Raw genomic sequence first — 12,466 nt, 5'->3', positions numbered from 1 at the left:
GCATACTAATTCTATCTTTCCTATTACCTGCATAAGTATGAGGTAAAACGATAGGAGGGATCAGAAGGATGTCATCGACACGACAGGACGCATGGACCGCGGATGAAGACCTGCTTCTAGCCGAGGTAATCCTGCGCAATATAAGAGAAGGCGGCACACAGCTTCAGGCATTCGAGGAGGTGGGAAGGAAACTGTCCAGAACCTCCGCGGCATGCGGGTTCCGATGGAATTCCCATGTAAGGAAACAATACAAGGCTGGCATTGAACATGCAAAAAAACAACGCAAGGAAGCAAAAAAGAACTCTCGTGAATCCAAGGATCAGCAGCTTGAAACACCAAAACAGCCGGTAGTTCAACTGCTTGCAGATTCCCAATCAGTTGAGGATGTTCAATCTGTCCAGCCAAACCCAGGCTCCTCAATTCCTGAATTTAAGGATGTGCTGGCCTATTTAGAAAATCTTTATGCGCGGGCCGGGAATTCGGCAAATGAATATGAGCAAGCCCTTGTAAGGATACGAGAACTTGAAAGGGAAAATGAAAGCCTGTTAAAAGAGCTAAACACTCTTGAAGAAGACTATCAAGCATTGATGTCCATCCTGGACCGTGCAAGAAAGATGGCTGCCGATAAGGAAGAAGCGGCACAGGGCCAGCATAAAGCAAAATTTCAGATTGATAAGTTTGGAAACCTTGAAAGGGTAGAGTAAGTGAAAAGGCTGAACGGAAGAAAATCCGTACAGCCTTGTTTATTGTTAAGGAGATTAGAAATTTTTTATTCAACTTGTCTACGTCTAGCTCCAGAGCGAAGGCGCTTACGCTTTTGTTCTTTTAATGATGCTGGGCGCTTACCCCTTCCGGATACCATACCAGCGGGTTTTCGCCAAGATCACGCTCTACTTCATATTCAACGTTTATAAATCCGTGCTTTTCCCAAAATCCTCTTGATCCGACACGAGGGTTTGTCTTGATAGGAAGCCCGAAATCTTTTGCGAACTTTACCAGAGCCGAGCCATATCCTTTGCCCTGATAGGCGGAGAGTACTTCCAGTTTCCAAAGTTCCAAATAATTTTGCGGTGGGTCAAAATAAAGATCTCTCTTTGCATCAACTTGATAGAGGCTCATCCGGGCAACCAATTTATCCCCGAAATAAATCCCGTAAAAGGGAGATTCGCTATCGTTTTCCAGAATGTTTGCTTCCAGATCCTCGAGCATGGACAATTCCTGGACTCCATATTCTTTAAACTTCTTAAACTCTTCAAGCGTTTTGTAATTGACTTTCAGTTTTTCAACTTTTATTGCCATTTAGTAGCCCCCTTTTAAAAATTCTCCCTTTTCATTCATATAAAGTAAAAAGCTTAAGCCAAACAATTTCTTTAATTATTCTAATTATATACTACGAATATGAAAAATTCTGCATTTTAGCATGAAAAGGTGTTTTCAAAATTTGCAGGATATTCAGAATGTATGGTAGAACCATAGTATAGGGCATGCAGGATCGGATAAATGAAAAAGTGACCTTCTTTCGGCTGCCCTTGGGGATAGAGTAAGCGAACAATGATTCTTGGGGAGAAAGGGGTATAGTGTGCAAAGGATACTAATTGCCAATCGAGGCGAAATAGCATTAAGAATAATTAGAACGTGTAAAAGGATGGGAATCGAAACGGTTGCTGTCTATTCTGATGCGGATGTTGGGCTTCCCTATGTGTTGGAAGCAACAACAGCTGTTAGAATTGGCGAGCCTCCTGTCGCCAAATCGTATCTGCAAGCGGAAACAATTCTTCATGCGGCAAAAAGTACAGGGGCTGAAGCCATTCACCCCGGGTATGGGTTTTTATCGGAAAATGCAGAATTTGCTGAGCTTGTTGAGAAGGAAGGGCTTGTGTTTATAGGCCCTAAATCAGATACAATCCGGTTAATGGGGGATAAAGTCGCATCAAGGGCAGCTATGGAAAAAGCGGGTGTACCTGTTGTACCTGGGAGTAATGGCGGTATAGCCGCTGTAGATGAGGCGAAGGTAGTTGCGGAAGGTATTGGCTATCCGGTCATGCTAAAGGCTTCGAGTGGAGGAGGCGGAATCGGCATGGTCAAATGCTCCAATGAAGCTGAGCTTGAAAAAGCGTTTGCTTCAGTCAAAGCAAGGGCAAAGGCTTACTTTGGTTCTGATGAAGTGTTTTTGGAGAAATTCATAGCCAACGCCCGGCATATTGAAGTACAAGTTTTTGGTGATGGAAATGGGAACATCGTCCATCTTTTCGAGCGTGATTGCTCGGTCCAGCGACGCAATCAAAAAGTGGTGGAAGAATCCCCATCGCCATTTCTTTCCGAAGGGACTCGTTCAAAGCTTTTTGAAACCGCTATCAATGCTGCGAAGGCGGTGGATTATAAAAATGCGGGTACGATTGAATTCATTTTTGATGAACACGAGAACTTTTATTTTCTTGAGATGAACACCCGCCTCCAGGTAGAGCATCCTGTTACGGAACAAGTTACTGGTATTGATCTTGTGGAGTGGCAAATTCTTGTTGCCAGAGGGGAAGACGTACCAAAAAGCCAGTCAGACATTAGCAGCGTGGGACATGCAATCGAGTTCCGACTTTACGCAGAGGATCCGGAAAAATTCCTGCCATCTCCAGGTAAGATTAATCGCTTCGTTTTTTCCGGCGGTGAAGGAATTCGAGTAGATTATGGCTATAAATCCGGTGATACAGTAACCCCTTTTTATGATCCAATGATTGCAAAGTGTGTCCTTTATGGGGAAACAAGGGAACAGGCGCTGGAACGTGGCAGGAATTTTTTTAAGGAGCTTACTGTTAGCGGAATAAAGTCAAACGCTCCTCTCTTCACAAGAATCCTTGAGGATGCCAATTTTGCAAAAGGGAATTATACAACATCATTTTTACAAAAATAAATCTGAAGTCTTAGAAAATGGGGGAGGAAGAAATAATGAAGGAAATAAATGCATCAATGGCAGGCACGGTACTGAATATCCTTGTCTCGGCTGGAGATGAAGTGACAGAAGGCCAAGAAATCATCGTTATCGAGTCAATGAAAATGGAAATTCCTGTTGAAAGCAATTTTGCCGGAAAAATTACAGAGCTCAAGGTCAACATCGGCGATTTCGTCAATGAAGGCGATTGTCTGGTTGTCCTGGAATAGGGGGGACGAGGATGACTGAAACTACTACATTATCAGATAAACTGAACGAGAAAAGGACTGTCGCCGAAGCAGGCGGCCACCCGAAATATCATGAAAAAAATAAAGAACAGGGCAAGCTGTTTGTCCGTGACAGGCTTGCTTTGTTATTTGACAATGGCAAGTATGAAGAAGATGGCAAGTTCGCCAATAATCAGGCGGAGGGTCTGCCAGCAGATGGCGTAGTAACAGCAATAGGCAAGGTTGGCGGAAAAACCGTCTGCGTCATGGCTAATGATTCAACTGTAAAAGCAGGATCGTGGGGCTCTCGGACAGTCGAGAAAATCATACGAATCCAGGAAGTTGCTGAAAAACTGAAGGTGCCGCTTTTCTATTTGGTTGATTCCGCCGGTGCAAGGATTACTGACCAGCTTGACATGTTTCCGAACAGGCGCGGCGCAGGCAGGATATTTTACAATCAGGTGAAGCTGTCCGGGATGATTCCTCAAATATGCTTATTGTTTGGCCCATCTGCTGCAGGTGGAGCATACATACCTGCATTTTGTGATGTGGTCATTATGGTTGATGGGAACGCCTCTATGTATCTTGGGTCACCAAGAATGGCTGAAAAGGTAATTGGAGAGAAAGTTACTCTCGAGGAAATGGGCGGTGCCCGCATGCATTGTACGGTTAGCGGATGTGGAGACATCCTGGTAGCGAACGAGGAGGAAGCGATTGAGTCTGCCAAAAAGTATATTGCTTACTTCCCGGCAAACTTTCAGGAAAAGCCCAAAACTATTGACTCTGTCCCACCTGTTTCCGGACGTTCTTTAGAGTCGATCGTTCCTGTGAATCAGAATGCGCCATTTGATATGTATGAAGCAATCAATAGTTTGATAGATGAAGGAAGCTTTTTTGAAATTAAAAAACTGTTCGCCCCTGAATTGATTACGGGGTTAGCAAGACTCAGCGGCAGGACAGTTGGTATCATTGCCAACCAGCCAAAGGTAAAAGGCGGTGTCCTGTTCGTCGATTCAGCTGATAAGGGTGCTAAGTTCATTCAACTTTGCGATGCTTTCAATATTCCGCTTTTGTTCCTAGCGGATGTGCCAGGCTTCATGATTGGGACCAAGGTTGAACGGGCTGGTATTATTCGCCACGGGGCAAAGCTGATTGCAGCTATGAGTTCAGCGACTGTGCCGAAAATCTCAGTCATTGTCCGCAAGGCCTACGGCGCCGGCCTGTATGCTATGGCGGGCCCAGCTTTCGAGCCGGATGTATGCATTGCACTTCCTACTGCGCAAATAGCGGTTATGGGGCCGGAAGCTGCCGTTAACGCTGTCTATTCCAATAAAATCAATGAAATTGCCGATTCGAAGGAAAAGCTTGCTTTTGTACAGGAAAAGCATCAGGAATACAAGGAATCGATTGATATTTACAAGCTCGCATCAGAGTTGATAGTCGATGAGATTGTAGCAGCCGATGAGTTGAGAGAGGTACTGATTAATCGCTTTGGCTACTATGAAACAAAGGAATTGAACTTCAGTACCCGAAAGCATCCGGTCTATCCAGTATAAGTTCACCAATTTTACCCTTCCGCTCTAAATGCGCGGAAGGGTTTTGTATTCATTTCAACATATTTATTTTTCTTTTAAAGAAAGATAGGAATTTAGTCACAAAGCCTGTCCTATTTTGGTAAAATGTAGGTAAAGCATAGACGGGAGTTAAGCTGATGAAAATTGCTGTAATAGGTGGAGGGTCAATTGGGTTGCTGTTTGCAGCATATTTGCAAACCCGTTTTGATGTCCTTTTATATACTCGTACGATTGAACAAGCTGATGAAATAAATAAAACAGGTATTACGCTTCACAGAGGAGTTGAATCCTTTAAAGTCAATGTTGTGGCTAAGAAATTAATGGATAGGTTTCCTGATATTAACCTCGCGATTGTGGCGGTGAAGCAATACCAGCTTGAGAGCGTTCTTTCTCAACTCGACGGCATCCCCAACGTGCTTTTTTTACAGAATGGCATGGGTCACTTGAAGCTCTTTGAAAAACTTTCAGGCTGTAATATCTTTGTTGGGTCTGTTGAACACGGGGCGTTTAGGGAAGGTCCGGCAATTGTAAGCCATAATGGAATTGGGGCTACGAAAGCAGCAGTAGTGAAGGGCGACGGTGAATTGCTAAATGAACTTGCGGCAATTTCTAAAACGGATTTCCCATTCTTAATAGAAAAGGATTATTATATGATGCTGGCCAGCAAACTTTCTGCCAATGCTGTTATAAATCCGCTTACCGCTATCCTCCGTGTTCCAAATGGCGAGCTTATTACAAACCCGTATTTTGAAAAGATGCTTGAGGATTTATTTGCTGAGGTGGTGGATATCCTGGGATTTAAGGATAAGGCCAGGCAATTAAAGCATGTTAAAGATATTTGCAAAAAAACAGCGGAGAACCGTTCTTCAATGCTGAAGGATATTGAGTCAGGCAGAAAGACGGAGGTTGATGCGATTCTCGGCTATCTTCTTGAGCAGGCTGGAGACATGGGGAAGGGCGTTCCCCTCATAACCGCTTTTTATCATATGATTAAAGGAATTGAATGGGGACAGGGGGGGAATACATGAGCACAGTTATTTCATCGTTTCTCGCTGCATTCATCGTTATGCCGCTTTTGGGATACTTGCTAATCTTTATAATAAGCAAGTCGATAACCAGAAACCACAGGCGTTCGGTGCGAAGTGCGGTGGATTTTACAACTTTGCTCCTAATTCTTGCCGTCCATTTCTTAATTAGAACCATTTGGGGACAATCCTACCTCTGGCTAATTTTGATTATAGTGTTTGCCACTGCAATGATTTTTGCCGTCCTGCATTGGAAAATAAGAGGGGAAGTAGTTCTTGGGAAAGTCTTCAGAGGATTTTGGAGATTTAATTTCCTTTTGTTTTTTATTGGATACTTAGGGTTGATCGTATTTGGATTAATTCAACGTGCAACAACTGCCGTCCAATTTCCTTAAAGTAGATTGTCAGGCAAAGTTTTTTTTGTTTACGTAATGTAAATGCTATACTCATATGGTATTGATACACAATTGTTTTTGCAGAAAGGAAGTACTGTATGGAGGTTTCAAATCTCATATTGCCTGCGGCAAATCCGTTTGCATCTTATTATTTGCAGCAGACAAATGAAGTAATGCCATTTTTCCACTATACATATAATGAGCCTGAAGCTGACAGGGCAAGGCTTGATGAACTAGCTACAAGGCAATTTCCGAGAGAAGAGCTTGCCGTACATATCGAAAAGTATATGGCGCGTTTCCAGCCGTCTGCAGCAATTAAAAACTCGCTTGAAAAATTGAAGCAGCCGGACAGCGCGGTAATTATTGGCGGGCAGCAGGCAGGCATCCTTACCGGGCCTTTATACTCGATACATAAAGTCATTTCCATTATCCAACTAGCCAGACAGAAAGAGAAGGAACTTGGAATCCCAGTCATTCCTGTTTTCTGGATTGCAGGTGAAGACCATGACTATCAGGAAGTGAACCATGTTTATGTCCCGATTGGCACCAGGGCGGACAAGTGGATTTTTCCGCAAAAAGTCATTCAGAAAAAAATGGTCACTGACATCCGGATAGATAAGGAGCTTTGCCGTTCCTGGATTGCCAGCATACTTTCCCTTTTTGGGGAAACCGGACATACACGGCAGGTTAAAGCATTTATGGAGGACGCGTTAAAGCGTTCCGAAACATTCACTGACTTTTTTGGAGACTTGATTACCGGTCTCTTTCCTGACTCCGGTCTCTTGCTAATTGATTCTGGGAATCCTGAATTAAGAGAAATTGAACGTACGAGGTTCGAGGACATCATCCTCGGCCAGGAAGCAATTATTTCTGCATTGCTCCGTCAGCAGGAGGAAATAAGCAAAGGCGGTTTCCCTAAAACGATAGATGCTTCAGAGAACTCCGCAAATTTATTTTATTATGATAAAACTATCAATGAACGAGTTCTGCTTGATTTTGATCCGTTGTCAGGGTGTTTCGTCGGCAATAAAGGCAGCCTTTCATTTACCCTTGAAGAATTGCTGCAGATCGCCAGGAATGAACCTGCCAGCCTTAGTAATAATGTTGTGACAAGGCCATTAATGCAGGAATGGCTGTTCCCGGTCTTGTCGTTTATAGGGGGTCCGGGAGAAATAGCTTATTGGGCCGAGCTGAAGCTTGTGTTTGAAAACTTTGGCATGAAAATGCCCCCAATTGTGCCAAGGCTCAACATTACATTCATCGATAGAACAATTGAAAGAGATATTCAGGAACTTGGCTTGAATGTTTCTGAGACAATCAGGCGAGGGACAGAGCCGGATGAGGAGAGGTTTCTTGATTCGATCCAGGACCCCGAACTTGAATCCGTTTTTCAGAACGCTATCAAAGAAGTCAATGCACAATACAGACGGATTGAAGATAAAACAATTGAAATTGAACCAGCTATTCTTGCTTTAGTGAAAAAGAATGAAAGTATCATACTTTCGCAAATCGGCTTTATGCAAAAGAAGCTTGAGGAAGCAATAAAGATGAGGCATTCCATTGCCCTCGGCAAATTTAATCGAGTATCTCTTGAATTAAGGCCAGAAGGGAGCCCGCAGGAACGGGTCTGGAATATCCTTTATTATATGAATAAGTTTGGACTTGATTTTCCAAGCCGGCTCCTCGAGCTTGAGTATGAATTTGATGGTACCCATAAATTAGTACGGATTTAAAAAAAGGTTCCGCATATAGCGGAACCTTTTTTCTTGAAGCTTGTTTATGTTTTTCCTCCACTTTGCACCACAGCCCCTGAAATCGGACCGCTAATTAACTCAATCTAACGTTAAAAGTTTCCCTGTTATCTCACTCTATCCACCACTACCACCCACTCTGACATTGTTTTCTTACCAAAATTCATAAGTTCCCACTTTTATAAATTGTAAGAACAATACAGGTGGTGGCATCGAGCTTATCTTTTTAGCAATGTTTTTAGTCTATTTTTCTTTAGACAGATTATTCCGTTATAGACAGCAGATTTTTCCATTAAATCTTTTTTTATAGGAGGTAGTCTAATCCTTTAATCCCGCAATACACCGCGGTTTTTGACGATTTTTGTCTATCTTTGATAGATAATGCAGAACCATCATAGTCAGAATTGTATACCAACTTAATAAAGTAATTATAAAAAATAGTGGAGGAAAGTGGAGGATTGTGGTACATTCTTATTAGAAAGTGGGGGTAACGGGTATGTTCATGGGTGAGTACCATCATAACATCGATAATAAAGGCCGCCTGATCGTTCCTTCCAAGTTAAGGGACAATCTGGGGGAGATGTTCATCATAACCCGTGGTCTTGACCGATGCTTGTTTGGTTACCCGCTCTCTGAATGGAGTGAGATTGAGGAGAAACTGAAGGCTCTCCCGCTTACAAAAAAAGATGCTCGCGCTTTTACAAGGTTCTTTTTTTCCGGCGCGACTGAAAGCGAAATAGACAAGCAGGGAAGAATTAATATACCTGCTCCATTACTTGACTATGCTCAACTGCAGAAAGAATGTGTGATTTTAGGTGTTTCCAATCGAATTGAAATCTGGAGCAAGCAGTTATGGGAAGAATATTTCCAGGAATCCGAGGATTCTTTTGCTGAAATCGCAGAAAATATGATTGGGTTCGATATATAGAGGGGATATTATTCTGGAATAATTTCTTTTTTGTATCGTTCGATTGGAAGGGTGGCTAACGATGTTTGAACATACAACAGTATTATTGGATGAAGCTGTAGAAGGATTGAATATTAAACCAAATGGAATTTATGTCGATTGTACACTTGGAGGCGCGGGGCACAGCTTGAAGATTGCCCAGCAGCTTGGTGCCGGGGGCCGACTCATTGCCTTTGACCAGGACGAAACAGCAATCGCACATGCTCGTGAAAAGCTTTCTGCTTATACGGACAAGCTAACAATAATCAAAAGCAATTTCCTTCATCTTGAAAGTGAATTGGAGAATATAGGGATACATAGTGTTGATGGTGTGCTATATGATTTGGGGGTTTCGTCTCCCCAGCTTGATACACCGGAGCGTGGTTTCAGTTACCATCATGATGCCCCTCTGGATATGAGGATGGACCTTGAGGGCGACATATCTGCCTACGATGTAGTTAACCATTGGTCATACGAGCAATTGGTCAAAATCTTTTTCCGCTACGGAGAAGAAAAGTTTTCAAAGCAAATCGCACGAAAAATTGAAGCGGCAAGAGAAAAAAAGCCGATCGAAAGCACGGCAGAACTGGTCGATCTAATTAAGGAAGCCATACCAGCACCGGCCCGGAGAACGGGAGGCCATCCTGCCAAACGAGTTTTCCAGGCCATCAGGATCGCTGTAAATGATGAACTTGGAGTTTTCGAAAAGTCTCTTCACCAGGCAATCAAGCTTTTAAATACGGGCGGCCGCATCTCGGTTATCACCTTTCATTCGCTTGAAGACAGGATTTGCAAGGTGGCATTAAAACAGGCCTCGGAAACACCGCCATTACCGCACGGACTGCCGATCATCCCAGATGAATATAAGCCGATTCTCAAGCTTGTAAACAGGAAGCCGATTGTACCAGGAGAGCATGAGCTTGAAGAGAATAATCGCGCAAGATCGGCAAAATTAAGAATAGCAGAAAAACTTTAGATGAAAAAATAGAGACACTGGTCCAGGATATGCCTATGGAAAAAATAGTGAATCAGGAGGGGAACGAATGAGCAGTTTGGCAAGAAAGCTCCAGGAACAGCAAAATGAGCAAAGACAACAGGCGGCCCAACCCGAGAGGCGCAGGTCGACATGGCAAAAGGTAACTCCGGGGGAACGTTTCATATGGATGTTATTTGCGGCATTCCTAAGCTTAGGTGCTGTGCAAATCATCTCCACCCAGGCAGAAATTTATCAAACCAACAAGGATATCCAGGAAATGAAAGTGGCAATCAGCAAGCAGGAAAAGCAGAATGGTGATCTAACAGTCCTCAAACAGGAATTAAGCAGCTATGAGCGGATTATGAAAAAAGCTCAGGAAAAAGGCCTTACACTTGATGACAAAAAAGTCAAGGTTGTGCATTAAATGCCAAAGAAACAGCCTAATATAAACAGGGGAGCAGTTGGATTGTTTTTCACTTTCCTCCTGCTCTTTTTAGTCGTACTATACCGTTTTTCCGTTATTGGCATCACTGGGGAAGCTGCCGGACAGCCGCTTGCTGCCAAGGCGGAGCAAAAGCATATGAGACAGGACACCATTGAGGCAAGAAGAGGGACAATCATGGACAGATCCGGCGAGGTTGTCGCTGAGGACACCGTGTCGTACAACCTTGTCGCTATCCTTGATAAAAAAATGACAACCAATCCAAAAAAGCCACGGCATGTTGTCGACCCGGAAAAAACTGCTGCAACCCTGGCGAAATATATTGATTTGAATGAAAGCGAGATTTTACGAATCCTCTCTAAAAAAGAAGAAAACCCTGAGCTGTTCCAGGTCGAATTTGGTAAAGCCGGAAGGGATATCTCTTATCAAACGAAAATGCAGATAGAAAAAGAAGAGCTGCCCGGGATTATTTTTCAGCCAGATTCAAAACGCTTTTATCCGAATGGCGTCTTTGCTTCGCATTTGGTCGGCTTTGTTGAAAAGCTTGAGAAAAAGGGTGAAGAAACAAGGAATATTGGAAGGCTGGGGATTGAGAAGTCAATGGACTCAATTCTTAAAGGCAAAGATGGGAAAATCAAATTCGAAAGTGATGTCTGGGGATATCTGCTCCCGGACGGCAAAGAAATCGTTACCCCTCCCGATAACGGCAAGGATATATATTTGACGCTTGATAAAAAAATCCAGACGTTCCTTGAGGATTCCATGAATAAGGTAGTCGAGGAATACAATCCGAAAAAAATAATCGCAATAGTCGCCGATCCAAAAACAGGCGAAATTCTTGCAATGGGACAGCGGCCGTCTTTTCATCCTGAAACAAGGGAAGGGTTGGAAAAAACCTGGCTTAACGAAGCGATAGAATATCCATTTGAACCAGGATCGACGATGAAAATTTTCACTCTTGCTGCGGCTGTAAACGAGGGAAAGTTTAACCCCAATGAGCAATTTCAATCAGGGTCTTACCAGGTTACAAAAAGAGACAAACCCATTCGTGACCACAACTGGACAGGCTGGGGCAAGATTTCATATCTTGAAGGTGTCCAGCGTTCATCTAACGTGGCGTTTGCCAAGATTGCCAAGGAAAAGTTGGGGTTTGAAACCTTCAGGGAGTATTTGTCAAAATTCGGGCTTGATAAGCCAACCGGTATTGATCTGCCGGATGAAGCAACAAGCCAGCTCCGCTACGAATGGCCGATTGAAAAAATCACCACTTCTTTTGGACAGGGTACAGCCATTACCGCAATTCAGCAAATCCAGGCTGCTACTGCGATAGCCAATGATGGCAAAATGATGAAACCATATGTCATAAAAAAAGTAGTAGACCCTGATACAGGCGAAATCCAAGAAAAGAAGCCTCAGGTCGCGGGAACGCCGATTACCGCCGCTGCTGCAAAAGAAGTTCGGGATATCCTTGGAACGGTCATTACCTCCAAGAAAGGAACTGGTAACCGATATAACATTGAAGGCTACAGTGTAGCTGGGAAAACAGGAACAGCGGAAATGTCCCAGGGAGGGGGATATTTGGACGGGCCGGGAGATTATATCTTTTCATTCCTAGGCATGGCACCAAAGGATGACCCGGAACTGGTTGTGTATGTTGCTGTCCAACAGCCAGAAATTGATCATTATTCCAAAGGGTCAATTCCAGTCTCGATGATTTTCAACCCCGTAATGAAAAACAGTCTTCAATATCTGAACATTAAACCATCGACCAAGGAAGCACCTACTTCCGTTAAACTTCCGGATTTAACAGGAGAGCCCTCGTCTAATGCTGTGAAATCACTAAAGGATAAGGGACTTGAAGCGGTCATCATTGGAAAAGGAAGTGAAATCGAAACTCAGGTTCCAGCGCCAGGGGAAACTGCCCTGGAAGGGGAACGAATTATCTTGCTTACAACAGGTAACGCAACGATGCCGGATATGAAGGGATGGTCGCTTCGCGATGCAATGAAAGTGGCAACCCTTGCTGGCATTAATCTTGATTACAAAGGTTCTGGATATGTTGCCAAGCAAAGCATCACCAGGGGCACCGCTTTGAAAAAAGGGGATATGCTGACCCTTGAGCTTGAGACTCCAATTGAAAGTTTGAATGATGATAAAGAAGAAAAGAAAACAGATGTAAGGTCATGAATTTTGCCGGCGGGGTTCTC

The 12,466-nt window shown here is 43.5% G+C and carries 12 protein-coding genes; 11 read left to right on the top strand and 1 reads right to left on the bottom strand.

Annotated elements, in window-relative coordinates:
* The first annotated feature begins 68 nt into the window (after positions 1-68).
* Complete coding sequence (locus TY16_RS19315; protein WP_043933437.1) at positions 69-704, top strand: RsfA family transcriptional regulator; 636 nt, start codon at positions 69-71, stop codon at positions 702-704.
* A gap of 121 nt (positions 705-825) precedes the next feature.
* On the opposite strand, the gene TY16_RS19310 is transcribed toward TY16_RS19315, so the two are convergent.
* Positions 826-1,299 carry an N-acetyltransferase gene (locus TY16_RS19310; protein ID WP_043933436.1) on the bottom strand — a complete coding sequence of 158 codons (474 nt, stop codon included), beginning with the start codon at positions 1,297-1,299 and terminating at the stop codon, positions 826-828.
* Between the two features lie 280 nt (positions 1,300-1,579).
* On the opposite strand from TY16_RS19310, the gene TY16_RS19305 reads away from it, so the two are divergent.
* The 10 genes from TY16_RS19305 to TY16_RS19260 all read left to right on the top strand — a co-directional run bounded on the left by TY16_RS19305 (position 1,580) and on the right by TY16_RS19260 (position 12,446).
* Positions 1,580-2,905: an acetyl-CoA carboxylase biotin carboxylase subunit gene (locus TY16_RS19305; RefSeq protein ID WP_043933435.1), complete on the top strand. Its 1,326-nt coding sequence runs from the start codon at positions 1,580-1,582 to the stop codon at positions 2,903-2,905.
* 35 nt (positions 2,906-2,940) lie between these two features.
* Entirely contained in the window at positions 2,941-3,153 is a 213-nt protein-coding gene (locus TY16_RS19300; RefSeq protein WP_043933434.1) for an acetyl-CoA carboxylase biotin carboxyl carrier protein subunit, read from the top strand.
* Between the two features lie 11 nt (positions 3,154-3,164).
* Positions 3,165-4,706 carry an acyl-CoA carboxylase subunit beta gene (locus TY16_RS19295; protein WP_043933433.1) on the top strand — a complete coding sequence of 514 codons (1,542 nt, stop codon included), beginning with the start codon at positions 3,165-3,167 and terminating at the stop codon, positions 4,704-4,706.
* A gap of 155 nt (positions 4,707-4,861) precedes the next feature.
* Complete coding sequence (locus tag TY16_RS19290; protein ID WP_043933432.1) at positions 4,862-5,752, top strand: 2-dehydropantoate 2-reductase; 891 nt, start codon at positions 4,862-4,864, stop codon at positions 5,750-5,752.
* Positions 5,749-6,144: a DUF3397 domain-containing protein gene (locus tag TY16_RS19285; protein WP_043933431.1), complete on the top strand. Its 396-nt coding sequence runs from the start codon at positions 5,749-5,751 to the stop codon at positions 6,142-6,144. Before TY16_RS19290 ends, TY16_RS19285 begins: the two co-directional genes overlap by 4 nt.
* 98 nt (positions 6,145-6,242) lie before the next feature.
* Complete coding sequence (gene bshC, locus TY16_RS19280; protein WP_043933430.1) at positions 6,243-7,877, top strand: bacillithiol biosynthesis cysteine-adding enzyme BshC; 1,635 nt, start codon at positions 6,243-6,245, stop codon at positions 7,875-7,877.
* A gap of 514 nt (positions 7,878-8,391) precedes the next feature.
* On the top strand, positions 8,392-8,823 hold the full coding sequence (mraZ, locus tag TY16_RS19275) for a division/cell wall cluster transcriptional repressor MraZ (RefSeq protein ID WP_043933429.1): 432 nt from the start codon (positions 8,392-8,394) through the stop codon (positions 8,821-8,823).
* Positions 8,824-8,884: 61 nt separating this feature from the next.
* Positions 8,885-9,817, top strand: coding sequence for a 16S rRNA (cytosine(1402)-N(4))-methyltransferase RsmH (gene rsmH, locus TY16_RS19270; RefSeq protein ID WP_043933428.1), 933 nt, complete (start codon positions 8,885-8,887; stop codon positions 9,815-9,817).
* A 67-nt stretch (positions 9,818-9,884) separates the two neighbouring features.
* Positions 9,885-10,241 (top strand): cell division protein FtsL, encoded by a 357-nt coding sequence (gene ftsL, locus TY16_RS19265; RefSeq protein ID WP_043933427.1) that lies wholly within the window; start codon positions 9,885-9,887, stop codon positions 10,239-10,241.
* Entirely contained in the window at positions 10,242-12,446 is a 2,205-nt protein-coding gene (locus TY16_RS19260; RefSeq protein WP_043933426.1) for a penicillin-binding protein, read from the top strand. It begins immediately after the preceding gene.
* Positions 12,447-12,466: the final 20 nt, after the last annotated feature.

The organism is Bacillus sp. EB01 (assembly GCF_000613125.1).
Taxonomy (GTDB): Bacteria; Bacillota; Bacilli; order Bacillales; family Cytobacillaceae; genus Bacillus_D.
This window is presented reverse-complemented; position numbering and strand designations above follow the sequence as displayed.